The organism is Nonomuraea harbinensis (assembly GCF_019396385.1).
Lineage (GTDB): Bacteria > Actinomycetota > Actinomycetes > Streptosporangiales > Streptosporangiaceae > Nonomuraea > Nonomuraea ferruginea.
The window spans coordinates 81,409-101,316 of record NZ_JAHKRN010000028.1 but is presented as its reverse complement, the minus strand read 5'-3'; the positions used below and the strand labels follow the sequence as shown (position 1 = coordinate 101,316).

Here is a 19,908-nt window from a genome sequence, read left to right as displayed (position 1 = left end):
CGGGAACCCGCGGCGTCCCGTACGGTCGGCGGCATGAGCGCGCAAGATCGGAACGCCGGCGGCGGGATGTCGTGGACCCGCGGGCGGGTCCTGGCGGCGGTCGCCGTGGTGGTGGCCGTGCTGACGGCGTTCCCCGGCGTGCTGCCCAACACGGTGGGCCGGCTCGGGAGCCTGCTGGAGACCTTCCGGCCCTGGGCCGGCCTGGCCGTGCCGGTGCTGCTCGTCCTGGCGGTGCTGCGCCGCTCGGCCCTCGCGCTGGTGGCGCTGGTGCTTCCCTCGGCGGTGTGGGGCGGCCTCTTCGGCGCCCGGCTGTTACCCGCCGGCCAAGGAGTGGCGCACGACCTGACCGTGCTCCAGCACAACGTGAACGACGAGAACCCCGACCCGGAAGGCACCGCCCGCGCGCTCGCCGGGGCCGGGGCCGACCTGATCGCCCTGGAGGAGCTGACGCCCGGAACCCGGCCCGTGTACGAGACCGTCCTCGCGCCCGATCACCCGCACCACGTGGTCGTCGGCAGCGTCGGGCTCTGGTCCAGGCATCCCCTCACGGCCTCCGGCCCGGTGGACATCAGGCCGGCGGAGGTCGGAGGCGACTGGAGCCGAGGGCTGCGGGCGACCGTGCGGACACCGTACGGCGACCTGGCAGCGTACGTCGCCCACCTGCCGTCGGTCCGCATCCGGCTGCCCGACGGCTTCGGCTCGGCCTGGCGTGACGAGAGCGCCGGCGAACTGGGCGCCGCCCTCGCGGCGGAGAAGCTGGACCGGATCGTCCTGATGGGCGACCTCAACAGCACCCTCGACGACCGCGGCCTGGCCCCGGTCACCTCGCGGCTGACCCCGGCGGACGAGGGGTTCGGCTTCACCTGGCCCGTCGCCTTCCCTCTGGCCAGGATCGACCACGTCATGACCCGGGCGGCGACGCCGGTGACCACCTGGACCCTGCCCGCCACCGGCAGCGACCACCTGCCGGTCATGGCCCGTATCAAGCTCTGATCAGTCGAGGACGTGGGCGTGCAGGGCGCGCAGCACCGCGTTCGTGCGGTCTCGCGCCCCGAGCTTGAGCAGCACGGTCGAGACGTGGTTCTTGACCGTGCCCTCGGCCAGGAACAGCGCCCGCGCGATCTCGCGGTTGCTGTACCCCTCCGCGACCAGCCGCAGCACCTCCAGCTCGCGCTCGGTGAGCTGCTGGATCGCGGGCAGTCCCGCCTCGTCCGGCGGCGGGCGGCGGTGCACCGCCCGCATCAGCCGCTCGGTGATGGACGGCGAGATCAGCGTCCCCCCGCCGGCCAGGACGCGGATCGCCCGGGTCAGCCGCTCCAGCGTCACGTCCTTCAGCAGGTAGCCGCCCGCCCCCGCGCGCATCGCGTCCAGGACGAGGGTGTCGCTGTCGAACGTGGTCAGCACGAGCACCGGCGGCGCGTCGCCCGCCCGCTCGCGCAGCGCGTTCAGCGTCCAGATGCCGTCGTGGCGGGGCATGCGCAGATCGAGCAGGACGACGTCGGGGGCGTGCTCCTCGATCGCCGCCAGCGCGGACATGCCGTCGTCGGCCTCCCCCGCCACCTCGATGTCGTCGGTCAGGTCGAGCAGGCTGCGGATGCCCTGCCGCACCAGGGTCTGGTCGTCGACCACGATCACCCGGATCATCGCGCGGGCACCGTCGCCGTCACGCGGAACCCGTCGCTGCCGTCGAGCCTGACGTCGCCGCCGATGGCGTCGATGCGCTCGCGCAGCCCGCGCAGGCCGTTGCCGAGCCGCAGCTCGGGGCTGCCGCGCCCGTCGTCGACGGAGGTCAGCTTGACGGCCTGGCCGGGCGTGTTCTCGATGCTGATGCGCAGCGAGGTCGCGCCGGAGTGCCGGATGGTGTTGGTGACGATCTCCTGTACGGCGCGGATGAGCGTCAGCGTCACCTCCTCGGACAGGCTCACGTCGTCGATGCTGATGCCCACGTCGAGCCCCGGGATGTCGCGTACCAGGGCGTCGAGGGACTCGCGCAGGTCGGGCGCGTCGGCGCGGAGCTGCCCGACGGTCGTGCGCACGTCCCGCAGCAGGTTGCGCGCCACCCCGTCGGCGCGCTCGATGTGGGTGCGGGCGGCGGCGCCCTCGCGGTGCCTGGCGACCTCCAGCTCCAGGGTGAGCGCCGTGAGCTGGTGTCCCATGAGGTCGTGCAGCTCGCGGGCGATGCGCAGGCGCTCGTGCGCTCGCGCGGTGTCGGCCAGGATGACGCTGGCCGCCCGCAGCTCCACGTGCGCCTCGGCCAGCTCGCGGCGCAGCCGCTGCTCCCGGATGATCGCCACCGAGCTGAGCACCGCCGCCGTCTGGATCAGCAGGTACAGCAGCGCGCCGAGACCGATCCCGGTGGGGTCGGCGCCGGCGAGACCCGCGGTAACGGCGATGACGGCGGTGTTGAGCGCGATCACCACGGGGCCCGCCCACCGTGGCGCGACGTAGGCGCTCAAGGTCGCGGTGAAGACCAGCAGGATCGGCAGCCATCCGGCCCGGGGCGCCGTCAGGACCGTCAGCCAGCCCAGCACGACCGCCGCGGCGTAACAGACCCACGCCGCCTTCTTCCCGTCTTCCTCCCAGACCACGGCGCCCAGGCATGCGAGCATCAGGCCCGCGAACAACGCGCTCCAGACAGGCAGGGGCACCCACGTCTCGGTCACGCCGAGCAGCGTCGGAGCGCCCACTCCGACGCACACCAGCAGCATCGCCAGACCGGCCCACACGTCCGGCTCGATTCGCCGCATAACGCCACTGTACGAGCGATCTGCCCGATGCTGGGGTGCCGAAAGTCATGGGTGCGCCTGCTGACCATCGGCACAGGCGCCCGGCGCCCGCCCCTTCCTAGCGTCGGAGGCATGTCATCAACGCCCGCCGTGGAGGCGGAACGACTGCACAAGCGCTACCGGGCCAAGGTCGCCGTCGAGGAGATCAGCCTGTCGGTCGGCGCCGGGGAGGTCTTCGGCGTCCTGGGGCGCAACGGGGCCGGCAAGACGACCACCGTCGAGATGATCGCCGGTCTCCGGCGGCCCGACCGCGGCACCGTCCGCGTGCTCGGCCTGGACGTCCGGCGCGACCGCGCCCGGCTGCGCCAGGTCCTCGGCGTCCAGCTGCAGGACGCCACCCTGCACCACGCGCTGACCGTCACCGAGCTGGTCCGGCTGTACGCGACCTTCTACCCCGACCCGGTGCCGGCCGGCGAGCTGATCGAGTCGGTCAGCCTGACCGACTCCGCCCGCACCCGGTTCGACAACCTCTCAGGCGGTCAGCAGCAACGGCTGTCGATCGCGCTGGCCCTCATCGGACGCCCCCGGGTGGTGATCCTCGACGAGCTCACCACCGGGCTCGACCCCGAGGCGCGCCGTCACATGTGGGCGACCGTCGAAGGGCTGCGCGAGTCCGGCGTGACCGTCCTGCTCGTCAGCCACGCCATGGAGGAGGTCGAGCGGCTGTGCGACCGGGTCGCGCTGCTCGACGCGGGCCGGGTCGTCGCCCTCGACTCGCCCGCCGGGCTGGTCAGGCGGGCCGGGTTCGCCCAGCGGGTCACCTTCCGCGCGGCCTCCCCCGTACCGGAAGGGCTCCTGGAAGGGCTCGCCGAGGTCGAGCGCGTCCGGGCGGACGGCGACCGCGTCACGGTCGAGGGCAAGGGAGACCTGCTGCAGGCCGTCAGCGTCGCGCTCGTCAGGGCCGGCGTCGTGGCCACCGAGACCCGCAGCGTGCAGGCCAACCTGGACGACGCGTTCGTCGCGCTGACCGGGCACCGGCTGGACCCCGAGGAGGAGAGCACCCGATGACGGAGATCCCCGTGTACCGGCCCGGCCCGCGGGCCTTCGGCCAGATGCTGATCTGCGAGCTCAAGATGGTGGCCCGCGACACCGCCGGGCTGATCGTGCCGATCGGCATGCCCGTGCTGATCCTGGTGATGAACGCCTCGTCCGCCGGCGAGCACGTCGTCGCGCACGGCCGCACGGCGCTCGACGTGTTCGTGCTGCCTCTGGTGTTCGCCATCGTCATGGCCACGACCGGCATCGTCAACATGCCGAGCTTCCTGGCCGCCTACCGGCACAGCGGCATCCTGCGCCGTCTCGGCGTGACCCCCGCCTCGCCCATGATGGTCCTGGTCGCCCAGGCGGTGGTGGGGATCGTGCAGATCGCCGTGGGCATCGCGGTCGCCTACGCCGTGGCCATGCTGGCGTTCGGGGCCAACACGCCGGTGAACATCGGCGCGGCGCTCGGCGTGCTGGCGCTGACGGTGGCCGCCATGTACGCCGTGGGCCTGATCGTCGCCGCCCTGTCGCCCACCCCGAACTCCGCCGTGGCGATCGGCCTGACCCTCTTCTTCCTCCTGGGGGCCACCGGCGGCATGTTCGGCGGGATGCAGAACCTGCCGGAGGCGGTCGCGACGATCGGGCAGTGGCTGCCGTTCGGCGCCGGCGTCCAGGCCCTGTCGTACGCCTGGATCGGCGCCCCCGTCGAGGCCGCCCACCTGGTCGCCCTGGCGGCGAACGCGGTGTTCGGCACGGTGATCGCGGCGGTGTTCTTCCGCTGGGACTAGCCACGAGGGTCGGCTCAACACCCCTATGACGCTATGAAGACGCCGCTATGGGATTGTAATGGCGTCAGAATAGCGTCATAGTGGCGTCATGGACCTCGCACCATATGTCGATCACCTCCGCCGCGAGCTGGCGATCGCCGCAGGGGCGGGCGGCGAGGAAGCCCGCGTGCTGGGCGAACGCCTCGCCGCCACGCTGGAGTCGGCCACCCGGCTCGCGCTGCTCGAGGCTCTTTCCGCCGCCGCCGACGAGATCACCCGCGACCTCGCGCCCGGCTCCGTCGAGGTGCGCCTGCGCGGCCGCGACCCCGGCTTCGTCGTGACGCCACCGCCGGGCGGCAGCTCGTACGAGGACGAGGGCGAGAGCGACCGGCCCGCCGCGCCACCGCCCGCCCCGCCGCCGCCGGACGCCGACGAGGGCGGCACGGCCCGGATCTCGCTCCGGGTTCCCGAGCACCTCAAGCCGCGCATCGAGGAGGCGGCGGCCCGCGACGGCCTGTCGGTCAACGCCTGGCTGGTCCGCGCCGTGTCCGCCGCCCTCGACCCCGGCGAGACCGGACGCCGCGCCACCCGGCAGAGCGGCAACCGCTACAGCGGATGGGTGCGCTGATGACCACGCCGACCCATGACGAGGGGACCATGATGCCCGCTTTCCACACCCCCGAGCCGATCCTGGCCATCATCGACATGGCGACCGCCACCGTCCGGGTCAACGCCGGCGACCGCGACGACACGGTGGTGGAGATCCGCCCGGCCGACGAGTTCGACGACGCCGACGTGCGGGCCGCCGAGCGCGCCGAGGTCGAGTACGCCGGCGGCAGGCTCCTGGTCCGCGCCGACAAGGACACCTCCGACCGGGACCTGTCTCTCGGCAAGCTCGTGGAGTCGCCCGCCGACTGGGCGCGCTCGCTGCTGCTCGGCCAGAGCGGCTCGGTCCAGGTCACCATCGACCTGCCCGCGGGCTCCCGCCTCGACGTCAAGCGGGCGGCGGGCCTGCGCTGCCGCGGACCGCTCGGCGAGGTGGCGTTCACCACCTCCTACGGCGACATCCAGGTGGAACAGGCCGGCCGGCTCCGCCTGAAGACCACGTACGGCGACATCTCGGTCACCCGCGCGGCCGGGCACGCCGAGATCACCACGGACCACGGCGACATCCGCGTCGGCGAGATCGACGGCACGGCGGTGATCAGGAACTCGCACGGCGAGATCCGCCTCCGGGAGGTCACCGGCGAGCTGCGGCTGAACACGGCCCACGGCGACGCCGCCGTCGACCGCGTCCTGGCCGGCGTCGTCGCCAAGACGGCGTACGGCAGCGTCCGGATCGGCGAGGCGGTCCGCGGCTCGGTCGTCATGGAGACCACCGGCGGCGGGCTGGAGCTGGGCATCCGCGACGGCAGCGCCGCCTGGCTGGACGTGAGCTCGAAGTACGGATCCGTGGACGTCGGCCTGGACTCCGCCGACGGCCCCGGCCCGGCCGGCGACGTCGTCAAAGTGCGGGCCCACACCTCCTACGGCGACATCGTCATCCACCGTTCCTGACAAGTGAGGAGAAGCTCATGCCTGACGCGATCGTGGCCGAAGGTCTGGTCAAGAAGTACGGCGACGTCGTCGCCCTCGACGGGATGGACCTGACCGTCCCGGAAGGGACCGTGCTCGGGCTGCTCGGCCCGAACGGCGCCGGCAAGACCACCACGGTGCGGATCCTGACCACCTTGCTGACACCGGACGCCGGACACGCCACGGTGGCCGGGTTCGACGTCGTCCGCGACGCGCGCCGGTTACGCGCCCGGATCGGCGCCTCCGGCCAGTACGCCGCCGTCGACGACCACCTCACCGGCGCAGAGAACCTGGAGATGGTCGGCCGCCTCTACCACCTGGGCACCAGGCGCAGCCGGGAGCGCGCCCGCGAGCTGCTGGAGCGCTTCGACCTGACGGGCGCGGCCGACCGCCCGGTGCAGGGCTACTCGGGAGGCATGCGGCGCCGGCTCGACCTGGCCGGCGCGCTGGTCGCCGACCCGCCGGTGCTGTTCCTCGACGAGCCCACCACCGGCCTGGACCCGCGGGCCAGGGCGAGCCTGTGGGACGTCATCTCCGAGCTCGTCGCGGCGGGCACGACGGTGCTGCTCACCACCCAGTACATGGAGGAGGCCGACCGGCTCGCCGACCGCGTCGCGGTGGTCGACCACGGACGCGTCATCGCGCTCGGCACCGCCGACGAGCTCAAGAGCCACGTCGGCGGCGACCGGATCGAGCTGTCGGTGACGAGCGCCGCGGACCTGGCGTCCGCGACGCGCGTGCTGGTCCCGCTGTCCGCGGGCGCCCCGCAGAGCGACGCGACCGCCCTGCGGGTGACGATCCCGGTCGCGGGCGGCGCGTCCGCGCTCACCGAGGCGCTGGTCCGCCTGGCCGCCGAACGCATCACCGTACGCGACGCCGGGCTGCGCCGGCCGACCCTGGACGACGTGTTCCTGACCCTCACGGGACGCGAGGCCGACGAGAAGACCAAGGAGACCGCACGATGAACACCCTGCATCTCGCCGTCGCCGACGGCGTGACGATCGCCAGGCGCAACACCCTGAAGATCCGGCGGGCGCCCGACCTGCTGGGCGGCGTCGTCATGCTCCCGATCGTGCTCGTGCTGCTGTTCACGTACGTCTTCGGCAGCATGATCAGCCTGCCGGGCGTGTCGTACGTGGAGTACCTGCTGCCCGGGATCTTCGTCATGACGATCGTCTCCAGCGGGCAGATCACCGGCTACACGCTGACCCAGGACCTGCAGAGAGGCATCTTCGACCGGTTCCGCACGCTGCCGATGTCGCCCTCGGCGGTGCTGACCGGCCAGACCGTCGCCGACGTCATCATGAACGTCACCAGCATCGTGACGATGGCGCTCGTCGGGCTGCTCGTCGGGTGGCGCGTGCACACCTCGCCGGGGGAGGCGGCCCTGGGGTTCCTCATGCTGCTGCTGTTCGCGTACGCCTTCTCCTGGGTGACGGCGACCGTCGCGCTGGCCCTGCGCACGCCCGAGGTCTTCAACAACGTGGCCACGATCATGTCGTTCCCGATGGTCTTCCTGTCGAACGCGTTCGTCGACAGCGCGCGCCTGCCCGGCCCGCTGAAGCCGATCGCCGAATGGAACCCGGTCTCCACGCTCGTCCAGGCCTCACGCGAGCTGTTCGGCAACACCAGCCCCGCCCTGCCCGTCCCCGACGCCTGGCCGCTGCGGCACGCGGTGCCGGTGTCGTTCCTCTGGTCGGTGCTGCTCCTGGCCGTGTTCGCGCCGCTCGCCACGCGGCTGTACAAGAAGGCCGTCAGCCGATGACCCCCGACGACCGCGAGATGGCGGTGGAGCTGGTCCAGCAGGCGTACGCGGACGGCCGGCTCCAGCCCGCCGAGCTGGAACAGCGCCTCGAACTCGCCCTGACCGCCACCTCCTGGAAGGACCTGGAGCCGATCCTCGCCGACCTGCCGGACGACGTGGTCCTGCTCGAGACCACCGGCGGGAGCATCAGGCGAGCGGGCGACTGGCAGGTCCCGCGCCGCCTGCGCGTCAGCTCCGAGTACGGCAGGGTACGGCTCGACCTGTCGCAGGCCGTCATCCGGCATCCGCACATCGACATCGAGCTCCGGCTCCCGTTCGGCAGCGCCACGATCATCCTGCCCGCCGGGGCGAGCGCGAACGCCGACGGGGTGCGCACCGGATGGGGCTCCGTGGTGTGGAAGGCCCCCGCCTCCCGGCTCGCCGGCGGGCCGCACGTCCGGATCACCGGCGAGCTGACCTACGGCCGCCTCACCGTCCGCACCGCCCACTCCGGCTCCTTCGTCAGGAGACGGTGATGGTGGAGCCGTTGGCGGCCAGGCCGAAGATCTGGATGCAGTTGGCGCCATGGTCGGCGATGAGCCAGGCATGGTTGCCGAACGAGTCGATCCGGTAGTTGTGACCGGGCTCCAGCGTCGTGTACTGCTGCCGGTTTCCCGCGCTGTCCAGCCAATGGATCTGTATGGAGTACGGGCTCTCGTTGATCACCATCAGCTGTGAGGGCCATCCGTTCACCGAGTGGAGCCGGCCTTCCACGGAACAGGCGTAGGCGCTGGCACCGGCATGGGTGAACGAATATCGGTACGAATCAGGATCGGGTGTTTCCGTTTCCTCCATGACGGGCTCTTCGGCCTCCTCCTCGACCGGCTCCTCGGTCGGCTCCTCGGATGGCTCTTCGCTGGGCTGTTCGGAGGAGTCGGCCGGTGAGGGTGAGCTGGTCGGACTGGGTGTTGGATCGGTCCACGATGTCTCCTGCCATAACGGCACTACCGCCACGACAAGGGATAGGATGCCGACAATTCCTGCTATTACCGTCCAAAAAGCTACAGATCGCGGCCCCAGCCATCCGCGGGAATTCGAAGAGGAATTCGCCATGTCACCCTCCTGAACACTGACCGCGCCGATATCAGATATCTACAACAGACACATCCCGCAAAGAAGACGCGGAGCACCGGCTTCCGGCTGTCACGGCCGGCCCACTTTTACGCGTGCGCCGAGGCCCGACTCAATCAGCCTTGACTTATATAAGCGCCAGATGAGACTGTGGCCCCGTCGTACGCAACCGGACAGGAGGCCGAGGTGGCCGAGACGACGGCGGCCGAGGTGATGGCCGAGCTGGCCGAGCTGGAGGACCCGAAGACCCGCGCGGTCAACGAGAAGCACGGTGACGATCACGGGGTGAACCTCGGCAAGCTGCGCGCGCTCGCGAAGCGGCTGAAGACGCAGCAGGAGCTCGCGGTCCGGCTCTGGGAGACGGGTGACACCGCGGCGAGGCTGGTGGCGATCCTGATCTGCCGCCCGAAGGCGTTCGGGCGTGACGAGCTGGACGCCATGCTGCGCGAGGCGCGTACGCCCAAGGTCCACGACTGGCTCGTGAACTACGTGGTCAAGAAGAACCCGCACGCCGAGGAGCTGCGCCTGATCTGGTCCGCCGACCCGGACCCCGTGGTCGCGAGCGCCGGCTGGGCGCTGACCACCGAACGCGTGACGAAGAAGCCCGAGATCCTCGACCTCGCGGGGCTGCTCGACGTCATCGAGGCGGAGATGAAGGACGCCCCGGATCGCCTGCAGTGGGCGATGAACCACTGCCTGGCCCAGATCGGCATCGACCACGCCGAGCACCGCGCCCGGGCCATCGACATCGGCGAGCGGCTGCAGGTGCTCAAGGACTACCCGACTCCCCCGGGCTGCACGTCCCCCTTCGCGCCCATCTGGATCGACGAGATCGTGCGCCGCCAGAGGGGATGAGCGGCGTTGCAGATGCTCCGTTGAACGGAATAATGTCGGCCTCATGCCAAGAGGAACCTCCGAAGTCAGCGAGCCGATGTTCTTCGTGCTCGCCGCTCTGCGCGCGGGGCCGCTGCACGGGCACGCGATCAGCAAGTCCATCAAGGAGCTGTCCGGAGGCCGGGTCCAGCCGTCGGTCGGCACGCTGTACGGCATCCTCGAACGCCTGAACGATCGCGGCGTGATCACGGTGGACCGCGAAGAGCTGATCAACGGCCGCAACCGCCGCTATTTCCGCATCACCGACGAAGGCCGGGCTCTGGTGGAGGCCGAAGCGAGGCGGATGCAGGCGGCCGCCTCGCTCGTCCTGCGCCCGGCCGGTCCATGACGATCGTCAAGCCTGCCTCCGCCGTCGAACCACCCGCCCCGTCCGTCCTGGAACGGCGCTACCGCAAGCTGCTGCTCGCCTACCCGAGGCACTACCGCACCGCTTACGGCGACGAACTGCTCGACGTCCTGCTCGCCGACGCGGCGGGACGGACGGTCCCGCCGCCGAAGGAGGTGTGGGGCCTGCTTCTGGGCGGTGTGCGCAGCCGCATCCTGCATCAGGCGACGGGCAACGCCTGGGCGGACGGCCTCCACCTGGCCGTCACCGCCGTGACGGCGGCGAACCTGGCCGCGCTTCTGCCGTACGCCGGCACGCTGCCGTTGTGGACGCTGCTGTCGGCACTCGCGCTGCTGGCCGTCCAGCGCGGACGGCTGCGTACGGCGTTCGCGCTCACGCTGGTCACCGGGGTGAAGGCGGCGGCGATCGCGGCCGGGCGGCCGGCGTTCGACCTGACCGTGCTCCCGGTCTATCCGAACCCGCTCGGCGACCGGCCGCTGTTCGGTGACAGCAGTCCGCTCGTCGCGGCGGCCGGTTACGCGGTCGCGCTCCGCGACCGAGACCCGATCCGCGCCCCAGCCGGCCGAGGATAGCAAGGCCGCCTCGGGCGACTACGAGGCGATGCGGGCGATCGCCCGGAAGCGCGGGTTCGGCATCTTCACCACCATCGCCGGCCCGAGCCTCAAGGAAGTCGTCTGGAGCGAGTCGGACAGCCCCAACTTCACCATCAAGAACGAGCTCTCCCCCGCCCAGCTTGCGGCCTACGACACGGCGCTCGAAAGCTGCCGGGCGCAGGCGGTCAAGAAGGTCACCGGCCAGGTCGTCCGTTCCGCGGAGGACCTGGCCGAGCAGCGCAACCAGATGATCGACCAGACGCTCGACCGCGAGCTCAACGGCGACCCCGAGCTGATCGAGCTGGCCGCGGCCATGGGCGACTGCCTCAAGGGCAAGGGCTACCGCATCGACTCCGTCAGGCCGGCGGACATCGGCAGGCAGGTCCCGGACACGTTCGAGGAGCAGCTCAAGCGGATCGCCCTGAACGACGACATCCCCGAGGAAGGCATCGGCGAAGGGCGCTACATCGTTCCGCGCCTCGCCCCCGCCACGGCCCGGCAGTGGGCCGACAAGGAGATCAAGGCGGCCCTGGACGACGTGGAGTGCGGCAAGGACTTCTACGCCGCGTACGAGCCGCGGACGGTCATCGAGCTGCGCGCGATCACGAAGGAGTTCCCTTCCCGGCCTCCGGTACGCGCCCTCGACGACGTGTCGTTCCGGGTGGACCGGGGCGACTACGTGGCGATCGTCGGCCCGTCAGGCTCCGGCAAGTCGACGCTGCTCAACGTGCTGGGCCTGCTCGACCGCCCGACCACGGGCAGCTACCGCCTCGACGGAACCGGGACCACGGCGCTGAAGGACGGCGCCCGCACCAAGCTGCGCGGCGACCGCATCGGCTTCGTCTTCCAGTCCTTCCACCTGCTCCCCCACCGCAGCCTGACCGAGAACGTCATGCTCGCCGAGGTCTACGGCGGGCGGCCGCGGAGGGGACGGCGGGAGCGGGCGCTGGCGGCGCTCGAACGCGTCGGCCTCGGCCACCGTACGGGCTTCCCAGCGGGCCGGTTGTCGGGCGGCGAGCGCCAGCGCGCGGCCATCGCCCGGGCCCTCATGGGAGAGCCGGCCCTGCTGCTGTGCGACGAGCCCACCGGCAATCTCGACAGCCGCAACACCGAGGCCGTGCTCAGCCTGTTCGCCGGGCTGCGGACGCAAGGGCTGACGATCGTGGTCATCACGCACGAGCGAGAAGTCAGCGAGCGCGCCGAGCGCCGGGTCCGGATCACCGACGGCATGCTGACGGAGGCCTGATGGATTTCCGGGACCTGGCCGGCGAGGCGGCCGCCGGGCTGCTCTCCAGACCCGTCCGGGCGGCGCTCACCACGCTCGGCCTGTCGACCGCCATCGCCGCCGCCGCGATGACCGTCGTCCTCGCTCCGGCGCCGGCCTCCGCCCAGGTCGTCGTCAGGTGGTATCCGTACACCACCGCGGGCGCGAAGCAGTGCAACTCCGACGCCAACTCCGCGGGTCCCGAGTACTACTGCACCACGATCAAGGTCGGCTCCACGAAGATGTACGCCCTCGCCCGGCCGTAGGAATGTCCTGAAGATTCCGGTGTTCTTCTCGGCACCGGGACTCCGGTCATAGGTGTCCGGCCGGGAGCGTTTCCACGTTCCCGGCCGGATGCCAGCTTGCCGCGAGGGCCGCCGTGGGAGCCAGCCGGGAGGCCCTGATCGCCGGGTAGATCCCGGCCACCGCACCGACGGCCAGCGTGGCGGCGAAGGCTGACGATGACCGTGCGCCTGCCCTCGTCCTGACCTTGCGTCGTGGCGTGATCCTGCATATCGTCCCGATATATCAAGTCGATACATCGGGGTGATCCGGTGAGGCGGGAGCTGCGATGAGGCGGATCGACTACGACACCGAGCAGCACCAGGACTACGCGCGCGGCCGGGCGCTCAACGAGCAGCAACTGCGGACATGGATCAGCGCCTTCGAGGCGGCGCTGCCCGAGAGGCGCCCGCTCGCCGGGCTGGACGTCGGCTCCGGGACCGGCAGGTTCACCCCCGCACTGGCGCGCGCGTTCGGCCCTGTCACCGGCGTCGAGCCGTCGGTCCGCATGCGCGAGACAGCGCAGGCCCAGTCCCGCCATCCCGAGGTGCGCTATCTGGCAGGCTCCGCCGAGGACATGCCGGTGCCGTCCGCCTGCGCCGACTACGCGCTCATGTTCCTGTCCTGGCACCACGTCCAGGACAAACCACGCGCGGCCCGCGAGCTGGCCAGGGTGCTCAGGCCCGGCGGGCGCCTCCTGCTGCGCGCCAACTTCAGCGACCACCACCCCAGGCCGTGGTGGCTGGAACACTTCCCCCGCGGCTACGAGGTGGACGCCGCCCTGTTCCAGCCGCTGCACGAGGTCATCGCGATGTTCACGTCGGACGGCTGGCGCGTCACCGACTTCCGCACGGTCACCGAACCGTCCTACGGCACCCTCGGCGACATGCTCGAACGACTGCGCCTGCGTACCCTTTCGTTCTTCGCCCAGCTCAGCCCCGACGACCTGGAGACCGGCTTCCGCCGCCTGGAGCAGGCGGTCGCCGCAGACCCCGACGCCCCGGCGCCCGTCTTCTCCGAGCCGCTCCTCACCCTCGAACGCAACTGAGCGAACAGCCGAAACTCACGGTAAACAAGCAGTAGCTATGAGTAATATTCAGGCATGCTGACGCAGGAGCACGAGTTCCTCATCGAACTCGTCCGCCATCGACCCTCCCTGGTCGCGACGCTGCTGGCCGAAGTCGGCCTCAAGGTGCCCGCGTTCAAGGAGGCCCGGCTGGAAAGCGCCGACCTGAACGACTGCCGGCCTACCGAATACCGCGCGGACTCGGTCGTCGCCATGGTCGACGACAAGCGAGTCTTCGCCGTCGTACTGGAGGTGCAACGCAGGTACGACAGGCGAAAACACTGGTCGTGGCCGGTATATCTGGCCACGCTGCGGGCGCGCCTCAAGTGTCCCTGCGTCCTTCTCGTCTTCTGCCCCGACGCGGCGGAAGCCAGAAGGTGCGCCACTCATATCGACATGGGACATCCCGGCTGGGTCCTCTGCCCGGTGGTGGTGGGCCCGGAACAGGTGCCCATGATCACCGATATCGCCCGCGCCATCGCCGAGCCCGAGCTGACCGCCCTGTCCGCCGTCGTGCATGGCGATGGCGACGAAGGCCTCAAAGTCCTGCAAGTACTGCATGACTCACAGCAGCACCTGTCCCAGGAGCAGCGGAGTTATTCTGATCTGGTACTCGCGCTGCTGCCCGAGTCCGTTGTCACCAAGTTCAGGGAGATCGCAGTGGCCGTCCTGGATGAGATCAAGCACCCGTGGGTACGCGGCTGGATCGCCCACGGCGAGAGCTTGGGAGAGGCCAAAGCGATCCTGATGGTTCTCGAGACACGCGGCCTCGAAGTGTCGGACGAGACGCGGGAACGCATCCTCGCCTGCACCGACCAGGAAACGCTCGAGTCGTGGATCCACAAGGCGGTCACCGTACGAAGCGTCGAAGAACTCTTCGACTGACAACTGCCTAGTCAGGCTTCCGCCGCCTGGAACAGGCAGCCGCCGCAGACCCGACGCCCCGACGACTGTCCCCTCCGAGCCACCCCGCGAAAGCAGGCAATGACTCGGAGTAACATTCCGGCATGCTGGGACGCGGGAGGGAGATCGCAGTGGCCGTCCTGGATGAGATCAAGCACCCGTGGGTACGCGGCTGGATCGCCCACGGCGAGAGCTTGGGAGAAGCCAAGGGAGAGGCTAGAGGAGAGGCCAAAGCGATCCTGATGGTTCTCGAGACACGCGGCCTCGAAGTGTCCGACGAGACGCGGGAACGCATCCTCGCCTGCACCGACCAGGAAACGCTCGAGTCGTGGATCCACAAGGCGGTCACCGTACGAAGCGTCGAAGAACTTTTCGTAGTCAGCGGGGCGTGAGGGGCAGGGTCAAGGCGCCGGGGACGGCGGCGAAGGTGTCGCGTATGCGGGCCGTCAGGGAGGCGCGGGTGGGCTCCGCCGGGTCGGCGGCCCACCCTTCCAGGGCGTGGTGAAAGGCCGCGACCGCCATGTCCAGGGCCAGGCGAAGACGGGGATCGTCGCGTTCCGGCGGCACGTCGAAGCGGCGGGACAGGATGTCGAGGGCGGTGCGGGTGATGAGGTCGCACAGGTAACGGCAGTGCGCGTCCAGCGACGGGGTCTTGTCGGCCAGTCGCAGGTTGAGCAGGACGCGGCGGGTCCACCCTTCGGCGGGCATCCGGTCGATGACGGAGAGCAGCGCGTCGCACAGGAACGGCAGGATCGCGGCGCCGGAGGGGTCGCGGGACTCGATGTCGTCGAGGAAGGCGATCCACAGATCGTGCGTGGGCGCGCCGGCCACGTCCTCCTTGCTGGTGAAGGTGCGGAAGAACGTGCGCTTGGAGATCTCCACCGCGTCACACAGCTCGTCGAGCGTCACGCCGTCGAAGCCCCGCTCGGTGAACAGCTCCAGCGCCGTGTCGATCAGGGCCTGCCGGGTCCGCGCCTTCTTGCGCTCGCGCAGCGGCAGGTCACGGAGTTCGTCCTCGGTCATCACCCGGCGGGCGAGTACGGCCGGGCGGGTCGGTGCGGTGCTGTCCACCCCTCCAAGTGTAACGGATGCGCTAACGCCTACAGGAGGTTTATGCCACTGAGTGGCGTTATAGTGAGCCACGTCGGCGCACTTCGACGAAAGGCACCACCATGCGCGCTTTGATCACCGACCCCGCGGCCCCCGGCGGACTCCGCCTGGGCGAGACGCCCGACCCCGTCCCCGCACCGGACGAGGCTCTCGTACGCGTGACCGCCACGTCCCTGAACCACGGCGAAGCGTCCCTGGCGCGGCAGGGGGCGCCGGCGGGCGCGGTCCTGGGCTGGGACGCCGCCGGAGTGGTGGTACGGCCCGCCGGCGACGGATCGAGCCCACCGGCGGGCACCCCCGTGATCACCCTCGGCATGGCCGGTGCCTGGGCCGAACAGCGCGCCGTGCACACCAGCATGATCGGTACCGTGCCCGAGGGCGCCGACCCCGGCGCGATCAGCACGATCCCCGTCGCGGGGCTCTCGGCCCTGCGCGCCCTGCGCCGTCTCGGCCCGGTCCTCGGCAGGCGGGTGCTGATCACCGGCGCGACAGGAGGCGTCGGCAGGTACGCCGTCCAGCTCGCCCGGCTGGCCGGCGCCCATGTCATCGCCTCCACCGGCGACCCCGCCGCGCACGGCGACACCCTGCGCGCCCTCGGAGCCGACGAAGTGCTCGCCGGCCCGGAGAACGTGGACGAACCGGTGCACGGCGTCCTCGACATGGTGGGCGGTCACCACCTCGTCGCGGCCTACGACCGCCTCGCCCCCGGCGGCGCCCTCGTCGCGGTGGGCCGGGTGACAGGCGAGGGCGAGAGCTTCCCGTACCCGATGCTGTCCGGCGACCGCGGCCACGACCGCTCCATCGTGTCCTTCTACCTGCCCGGAGAGTCCGACCTGGGCCCCGACCTCACCTGGCTGGCCGCCAAGGTCGCCGCGGGCGCCCTCACCCCGCAGATCTCCTGGCGCGGCCCCTGGGACAAGGCCGCCGAGGCGATCGACGCCCTCCTGGGCCGCCGCCTGCACGGCAAGGCCGTACTCGACATCACCTGACGACCTCACCCCGTACGAATCGCGCACGCGACGGATCAGCCCCTCATCGGCTACCGTCACCGTCATGCCCCTCGCCTCGATTCCCAGCCCTTCCGAAGGTGTCTGGCATCTCGGATTCATTCCGATCCGGGCGTACGCGTTGTGCTTCATCGTCGGCATCGCCTTCGGCGTCTGGCTCAGTCAGCGGCGCTGGCGCGCCCGGGGCGGCGAGGAAGGCGCGATCACCGACATCGCGGTGCCCGGGGTGGTCTTCGGCCTGATCGGCGCCCGCCTCTACCACGTCATCACCGACTGGCAGCTGTACTTCGGCCCGCGCGCGATCAAGGAGCCCTACCAGGCGCTGTTCATCTGGGAAGGCGGGATGAGCATCTGGGGCGCGGTCGCCCTGGGAGGCGTGGGCGTGTGGCTGGCCTGCCGCCGCCGGGGACTGTCCGTCAGCGCCGTGGCCGACACGGTCGCGCCCGGCATCGCGTTCGGGCAGGCGATCGCCCGCTGGGGCAACTGGTTCAACCAGGAGCTGTACGGGAGCCCGACCACGTTGCCGTGGGGCCTGGAGATCGACCAGGCGCACGGCGGCCAGCCGGGCGTGCTCTACCACCCGACATTCCTGTACGAGTCGCTGTGGAACGTCGCGCTCGGCTTCGCCCTGATCTACGCCGGCAGACGGTTCACGCTCCGGCACGGCCGCCTGTTCGCCCTCTACGTCGCCGGTTACACGCTGGGGCGGTTCTGGATCGAAGGGCTGCGGATCGACCCGGTCGGCGGGGTGGACCACGCGGTCATGTTCCTGGACCTGAGGATCAACCAGTGGACCTCGATCGTGCTGCTCGCCGGGGCGCTGGTGTACTTCTGGGTGACCCGTCACAAGGACACCGAAGAGATCGTGGTGCCCGCTTCGCCCGAGCAGCCCGCCGCACGAGGTTCTTGAGGATGTCAAAGCTCCCGCGCCAGCGCCAGAACGCTCAGCCCGAACATCAGCACGCCGAGAGGGAGATGGACCGGCGGTACGTGCGCGATGCCGAGCACGACCTGGACGGAGGCGAGGGCGAGGAAGCCGGCGTGGTCGGCACCGTCCTGCGCCCGGTCGAAGGCGGCGCGCGCATCGCTCAGTACATGGTCGCCATCGCCGACAAGGCGCCGGGGCTCGAACTCCTGGAACGGTCGGTCAACGGCGTGCCGGGCCTGGTGGCCCGGCGTGCCGGGGAAGTCGTGATCGTGACCTCGTTCGACGTCGCCGACGGCCGTGTCGCCCGGATCTGGGCGGTCCGCAACCCGCGGAAGCTCCGGCCGTGGATGTCGCCGTAGCGCGCACCGGGCGGGAAGAGTGAGGTCTGGAAGGGCCACCGGCCGCGGGCTAACCTGACGGTCTATGACCTTGGAGGCGTTGCGCGACGGGGATCCACGCCTGGCCGGGCCGTACGTCCTGCTCGCCCGGCTGGGCGAGGGCGGGATGGGGGTCGTCTACCTGGGTGAGGGACCGGACGGCACGCGGGTGGCCGTCAAGCTCATCCACCACAGGATGAGCGCGGACGCCGACTTCCGCCGCCGCTTCGCCCGCGAGGTCGCCGCCGCCCGGCGGGTCGCCCGCTTCTGCACGGCCCCGGTGCTGGACGCCGACGTCGAGGGCGAGACGGCCTACCTGGTCACCGAGTACGTCGAAGGGCCGAACCTCGAGGACGTCGTGCGCCGGTCTGGGCCGTTGAAGGGCTCGGCGCTGGACGGGCTGGCGGCGTCCATGGCGGTGGCGCTGCGGGCCATCCACGGTGCGGGGGTGGTGCACCGCGACCTCAAACCGGCCAACGTGCTGCTGTCCCAGGTGGGGCCCAAGGTCATCGACTTCGGCATCGCGCGCCTCGCCGACGCGGAGATGAGCAGCGCGATCGTGGGGACGCCGGCGTACATGTCTCCCGAGCAGGTCTCGGGCTCGCAGGTGGGTCCCGCGTCGGACATCTTCTCGTGGGGCTCCACGGTGGCCTTCGCCGCGGCCGGGGCCTCGCCCTTCGGTTCGGGCTCGGTGCCCACGGTCCTCCTCCGCATCGTCAACGACCCCCCGGCCCTGCACGGGCTCTCCGGCCAGTTGCACGACGTGGTCGCGGCCGCCCTGCTCAAGACGCCCGCGGACCGTCCCACCGCCCAGGAGATCCTGGACCACCTCAGCACGTCCATCCCGTTACCCGTCGCTCCCCCGAACGAGACGGGCGGAAGCGCCGAGCGGGCCGGCCCGACCAGGCCACCCCGGTCCTCGTCCCCCGGACCCGCACCGGCACAAGCGGCGCGCGTCGTGGACGGCCGGCGCAAGTGGGTGGCCGGGGCCGCTGCCGTGGTCGTCGCCGCGGCCGGGGTGGTGGCGGCGTTCGCGTCGCAGGGGCAGGGCGTCCGGGATCCGACGGCCAAGGGTACGGTCGACACGGCGTCTCCGGCGGCCTCTCGAACCACCGCCGCGCGGAACCCCCTGCGGGCCGGGAAGGACGTCCGCTTCTACGCCCCGCCCGAGCCGGAGGCCGACCGCCAGGCGAAGCTCTGGGCCGAGGACCGGCCGAAGGACGCCGAGCTCATGACGAAACTGGCCGCCATCCCGTACGCCATCCGCCTCGGCAAGCCCGAGGCCGGCGCCAAGGTGAAGGACGCCATCACGGCCGCCGGGCAGCGGGACGCCGTGCCCGTGTTCCTGATCAACCGCCTGCCGGGCAGCGAGTGCGGCCCTGCGGCCTCCGCCGACCTCGCCGCCTACCACGACTGGATCAAGGGCATAGCCGCCCAGATCGGCGACGCGCGCGCGGCGGTCATCCTGGAGCCCGGCAGCCTGGCCAGGCTGCCCGGCACGGCGAACTGCGCCCCCCAGGGCTCCTCTGATCAGCGCTACGAAGACGTGCGCCAGGCCGTCCAGGCCCTCAAGTTCAACCCGAACACCGCCGTCTACCTCGACGGCGGCCAGGACCTCTGGCCGGGCACCGAGCCCATGGCCGAACGCCTGATCGGCGCGAGCATCGACCGGGCGGACGGCTTCTTCGTCAACACGGCCGGCTTCCAGCGCACCGAGAAGGCCGTCGCGTACGGCAAGAAGCTGTCGGCCTGCGTCGCCGTCCGGCGCGCCACCGGCCGGAAGGACTGCCCCGCGGACGTGCGGGCGGACCCGGCCGCCATGCCGCACTTCGTCGTCGACACCGGCAGGAACGGCCAGGGCTCCTGGGCCCCGGCCAGGAGCTACCCCGACCCGCAGACCTGGTGCAACCCGCCGGGCAGGGGCGTCGGCGACCGGCCGACCACGGCGACGGGCGAGGAGCTGGTGGACGCCTACCTGTGGATCGCGCGGGCGGGCACGTCAGGAGGCCGGTGCCGGCGCGGCACCGACGGCGAGAAGGACCCGGAGCGCGGCGTCGTGTCGCCGGAGGCGGGCGAGTGGTGGGCCGAGCTGGCCCTCGAACGGGCGAAACTGGCCGACCCGCCCTTGCGGTGAGGCCCGCGCTCATCGTCCGC

At 71.2% G+C, this 19,908-nt stretch carries 24 protein-coding genes; 20 read left to right on the top strand and 4 right to left on the bottom strand.

What is annotated here, in order from left to right; all coding sequences use genetic code 11:
- Positions 1-33 precede the first annotated feature (33 nt).
- Positions 34-993 (top strand): endonuclease/exonuclease/phosphatase family protein, encoded by a 960-nt coding sequence (locus KME79_RS26755; RefSeq protein WP_219546842.1) that lies wholly within the window; start codon positions 34-36, stop codon positions 991-993.
- Here the strand turns inward: KME79_RS26755 and KME79_RS26750 are convergent, their stop codons facing one another.
- A complete protein-coding gene (locus KME79_RS26750; protein ID WP_219546841.1) occupies positions 994-1,644 on the bottom strand; it encodes a response regulator in 651 nt (216 codons plus the stop codon).
- Positions 1,641-2,747: a sensor histidine kinase gene (locus tag KME79_RS26745; protein WP_219546840.1), complete on the bottom strand. Its 1,107-nt coding sequence runs from the start codon at positions 2,745-2,747 to the stop codon at positions 1,641-1,643. Before KME79_RS26745 ends, KME79_RS26750 begins: the two co-directional genes overlap by 4 nt.
- 111 nt (positions 2,748-2,858) lie before the next feature.
- Here KME79_RS26745 and KME79_RS26740 point away from each other — a divergent pair, with 111 nt between their 5' ends.
- From KME79_RS26740 to KME79_RS26710, 7 genes are all read left to right on the top strand, one after another.
- The gene (locus KME79_RS26740; protein WP_219546839.1) at positions 2,859-3,794 is read left to right on the top strand and encodes an ABC transporter ATP-binding protein; all 936 of its coding nucleotides are present in this window, start codon (positions 2,859-2,861) and stop codon (positions 3,792-3,794) included.
- Positions 3,791-4,555 carry an ABC transporter permease gene (locus tag KME79_RS26735; RefSeq protein WP_219546838.1) on the top strand — a complete coding sequence of 255 codons (765 nt, stop codon included), beginning with the start codon at positions 3,791-3,793 and terminating at the stop codon, positions 4,553-4,555. Before KME79_RS26740 ends, KME79_RS26735 begins: the two co-directional genes overlap by 4 nt.
- Before the next feature lie 88 nt (positions 4,556-4,643).
- A complete protein-coding gene (locus KME79_RS26730; protein WP_219546837.1) occupies positions 4,644-5,162 on the top strand; it encodes a toxin-antitoxin system HicB family antitoxin in 519 nt (172 codons plus the stop codon).
- Complete coding sequence (locus KME79_RS26725) at positions 5,162-6,091, top strand: DUF4097 family beta strand repeat-containing protein (RefSeq protein ID WP_246640479.1); 930 nt, start codon at positions 5,162-5,164, stop codon at positions 6,089-6,091. Before KME79_RS26730 ends, KME79_RS26725 begins: the two co-directional genes overlap by 1 nt.
- 17 nt (positions 6,092-6,108) lie before the next feature.
- Positions 6,109-7,074, top strand: a complete 966-nt coding sequence (locus tag KME79_RS26720; protein ID WP_219546836.1) for an ATP-binding cassette domain-containing protein — start codon at positions 6,109-6,111, stop codon at positions 7,072-7,074.
- On the top strand, positions 7,071-7,874 hold the full coding sequence (locus tag KME79_RS26715) for an ABC transporter permease (RefSeq protein ID WP_219546835.1): 804 nt from the start codon (positions 7,071-7,073) through the stop codon (positions 7,872-7,874). The genes KME79_RS26720 and KME79_RS26715 overlap by 4 nt, the downstream gene beginning before the upstream one ends.
- Positions 7,871-8,389 carry a DUF1707 SHOCT-like domain-containing protein gene (locus KME79_RS26710; RefSeq protein ID WP_219546834.1) on the top strand — a complete coding sequence of 173 codons (519 nt, stop codon included), beginning with the start codon at positions 7,871-7,873 and terminating at the stop codon, positions 8,387-8,389. Before KME79_RS26715 ends, KME79_RS26710 begins: the two co-directional genes overlap by 4 nt.
- Here KME79_RS26710 and KME79_RS47115 read toward each other — a convergent pair.
- A complete protein-coding gene (locus KME79_RS47115) occupies positions 8,376-8,867 on the bottom strand; it encodes a VHL beta domain-containing protein (protein ID WP_219546833.1) in 492 nt (163 codons plus the stop codon). The genes KME79_RS26710 and KME79_RS47115 overlap by 14 nt on opposite strands.
- A gap of 330 nt (positions 8,868-9,197) precedes the next feature.
- Between KME79_RS47115 and KME79_RS26700 the strand changes: the two genes are divergently transcribed.
- The 8 genes from KME79_RS26700 (at position 9,198) to KME79_RS26665 (ending at position 14,724) form a co-directional block, all read left to right on the top strand.
- Positions 9,198-9,839, top strand: a complete 642-nt coding sequence (locus tag KME79_RS26700; protein ID WP_219546852.1) for a DNA alkylation repair protein — start codon at positions 9,198-9,200, stop codon at positions 9,837-9,839.
- Positions 9,840-9,882: 43 nt separating this feature from the next.
- Entirely contained in the window at positions 9,883-10,206 is a 324-nt protein-coding gene (locus KME79_RS26695) for a PadR family transcriptional regulator (RefSeq protein ID WP_148035860.1), read from the top strand.
- Positions 10,203-10,796 carry a hypothetical protein gene (locus KME79_RS26690; RefSeq protein WP_219546832.1) on the top strand — a complete coding sequence of 198 codons (594 nt, stop codon included), beginning with the start codon at positions 10,203-10,205 and terminating at the stop codon, positions 10,794-10,796. The genes KME79_RS26695 and KME79_RS26690 overlap by 4 nt, the downstream gene beginning before the upstream one ends.
- Positions 10,797-10,824: 28 nt before the next feature.
- Positions 10,825-12,063, top strand: coding sequence for an ABC transporter ATP-binding protein (locus KME79_RS47110; RefSeq protein ID WP_308249061.1), 1,239 nt, complete (start codon positions 10,825-10,827; stop codon positions 12,061-12,063).
- Positions 12,063-12,347 carry a hypothetical protein gene (locus KME79_RS26680; RefSeq protein ID WP_219546831.1) on the top strand — a complete coding sequence of 95 codons (285 nt, stop codon included), beginning with the start codon at positions 12,063-12,065 and terminating at the stop codon, positions 12,345-12,347. The genes KME79_RS47110 and KME79_RS26680 overlap by 1 nt, the downstream gene beginning before the upstream one ends.
- A gap of 305 nt (positions 12,348-12,652) precedes the next feature.
- Positions 12,653-13,411: a class I SAM-dependent methyltransferase gene (locus KME79_RS26675; protein ID WP_148035874.1), complete on the top strand. Its 759-nt coding sequence runs from the start codon at positions 12,653-12,655 to the stop codon at positions 13,409-13,411.
- A gap of 54 nt (positions 13,412-13,465) precedes the next feature.
- Positions 13,466-14,314, top strand: a complete 849-nt coding sequence (locus KME79_RS26670) for a hypothetical protein (RefSeq protein WP_219546830.1) — start codon at positions 13,466-13,468, stop codon at positions 14,312-14,314.
- 122 nt (positions 14,315-14,436) lie between these two features.
- A complete protein-coding gene (locus KME79_RS26665) occupies positions 14,437-14,724 on the top strand; it encodes a hypothetical protein (protein WP_219546829.1) in 288 nt (95 codons plus the stop codon).
- Here the strand turns inward: KME79_RS26665 and KME79_RS26660 are convergent.
- Positions 14,711-15,403: a TetR family transcriptional regulator gene (locus KME79_RS26660; RefSeq protein WP_308249060.1), complete on the bottom strand. Its 693-nt coding sequence runs from the start codon at positions 15,401-15,403 to the stop codon at positions 14,711-14,713. The two genes, KME79_RS26665 and KME79_RS26660, sit on opposite strands and share 14 nt — an antisense overlap.
- A gap of 101 nt (positions 15,404-15,504) precedes the next feature.
- Between KME79_RS26660 and KME79_RS26655 the strand changes: the two genes are divergently transcribed.
- From KME79_RS26655 to KME79_RS26640, 4 genes are all read left to right on the top strand, one after another.
- Complete coding sequence (locus KME79_RS26655) at positions 15,505-16,431, top strand: zinc-binding dehydrogenase (RefSeq protein WP_219546828.1); 927 nt, start codon at positions 15,505-15,507, stop codon at positions 16,429-16,431.
- A 64-nt stretch (positions 16,432-16,495) separates the two neighbouring features.
- Positions 16,496-17,359, top strand: coding sequence for a prolipoprotein diacylglyceryl transferase (gene lgt, locus KME79_RS26650; RefSeq protein WP_219546827.1), 864 nt, complete (start codon positions 16,496-16,498; stop codon positions 17,357-17,359).
- Between the two features lie 2 nt (positions 17,360-17,361).
- Positions 17,362-17,736 carry a sigma-70 family RNA polymerase sigma factor family protein gene (locus KME79_RS26645; protein ID WP_219546826.1) on the top strand — a complete coding sequence of 125 codons (375 nt, stop codon included), beginning with the start codon at positions 17,362-17,364 and terminating at the stop codon, positions 17,734-17,736.
- Between the two features lie 64 nt (positions 17,737-17,800).
- Positions 17,801-19,888, top strand: coding sequence for a glycoside hydrolase family 6 protein (locus tag KME79_RS26640; protein ID WP_219546825.1), 2,088 nt, complete (start codon positions 17,801-17,803; stop codon positions 19,886-19,888).
- Positions 19,889-19,908 lie beyond the last annotated feature (20 nt).

Bases quoted from the DNA above. Each gene is read 5' to 3' on its own strand.
- KME79_RS26755 (WP_219546842.1), top strand. From the start codon at position 34: ATGAGCGCGCAAGATCGGAACGCCGGCGGCGGGATGTCGTGGACCCGC.
- KME79_RS26750 (WP_219546841.1), bottom strand. From the start codon at position 1,644: ATGATCCGGGTGATCGTGGTCGACGACCAGACCCTGGTGCGGCAGGGC.
- KME79_RS26745 (WP_219546840.1), bottom strand. From the start codon at position 2,747: ATGCGGCGAATCGAGCCGGACGTGTGGGCCGGTCTGGCGATGCTGCTG.
- KME79_RS26740 (WP_219546839.1), top strand. From the start codon at position 2,859: ATGTCATCAACGCCCGCCGTGGAGGCGGAACGACTGCACAAGCGCTAC.
- KME79_RS26735 (WP_219546838.1), top strand. From the start codon at position 3,791: ATGACGGAGATCCCCGTGTACCGGCCCGGCCCGCGGGCCTTCGGCCAG.
- KME79_RS26730 (WP_219546837.1), top strand. From the start codon at position 4,644: ATGGACCTCGCACCATATGTCGATCACCTCCGCCGCGAGCTGGCGATC.
- KME79_RS26725 (WP_246640479.1), top strand. From the start codon at position 5,162: ATGACCACGCCGACCCATGACGAGGGGACCATGATGCCCGCTTTCCAC.
- KME79_RS26720 (WP_219546836.1), top strand. From the start codon at position 6,109: ATGCCTGACGCGATCGTGGCCGAAGGTCTGGTCAAGAAGTACGGCGAC.
- KME79_RS26715 (WP_219546835.1), top strand. From the start codon at position 7,071: ATGAACACCCTGCATCTCGCCGTCGCCGACGGCGTGACGATCGCCAGG.
- KME79_RS26710 (WP_219546834.1), top strand. From the start codon at position 7,871: ATGACCCCCGACGACCGCGAGATGGCGGTGGAGCTGGTCCAGCAGGCG.
- KME79_RS26700 (WP_219546852.1), top strand. From the start codon at position 9,198: ATGGCCGAGCTGGCCGAGCTGGAGGACCCGAAGACCCGCGCGGTCAAC.
- KME79_RS26695 (WP_148035860.1), top strand. From the start codon at position 9,883: ATGCCAAGAGGAACCTCCGAAGTCAGCGAGCCGATGTTCTTCGTGCTC.
- KME79_RS26690 (WP_219546832.1), top strand. From the start codon at position 10,203: ATGACGATCGTCAAGCCTGCCTCCGCCGTCGAACCACCCGCCCCGTCC.
- KME79_RS47110 (WP_308249061.1), top strand. From the start codon at position 10,825: ATGCGGGCGATCGCCCGGAAGCGCGGGTTCGGCATCTTCACCACCATC.
- KME79_RS26680 (WP_219546831.1), top strand. From the start codon at position 12,063: ATGGATTTCCGGGACCTGGCCGGCGAGGCGGCCGCCGGGCTGCTCTCC.
- KME79_RS26675 (WP_148035874.1), top strand. From the start codon at position 12,653: ATGAGGCGGATCGACTACGACACCGAGCAGCACCAGGACTACGCGCGC.
- KME79_RS26670 (WP_219546830.1), top strand. From the start codon at position 13,466: ATGCTGACGCAGGAGCACGAGTTCCTCATCGAACTCGTCCGCCATCGA.
- KME79_RS26665 (WP_219546829.1), top strand. From the start codon at position 14,437: ATGCTGGGACGCGGGAGGGAGATCGCAGTGGCCGTCCTGGATGAGATC.
- KME79_RS26655 (WP_219546828.1), top strand. From the start codon at position 15,505: ATGCGCGCTTTGATCACCGACCCCGCGGCCCCCGGCGGACTCCGCCTG.
- lgt (WP_219546827.1), top strand. From the start codon at position 16,496: ATGCCCCTCGCCTCGATTCCCAGCCCTTCCGAAGGTGTCTGGCATCTC.
- KME79_RS26645 (WP_219546826.1), top strand. From the start codon at position 17,362: ATGTCAAAGCTCCCGCGCCAGCGCCAGAACGCTCAGCCCGAACATCAG.
- KME79_RS26640 (WP_219546825.1), top strand. From the start codon at position 17,801: ATGACCTTGGAGGCGTTGCGCGACGGGGATCCACGCCTGGCCGGGCCG.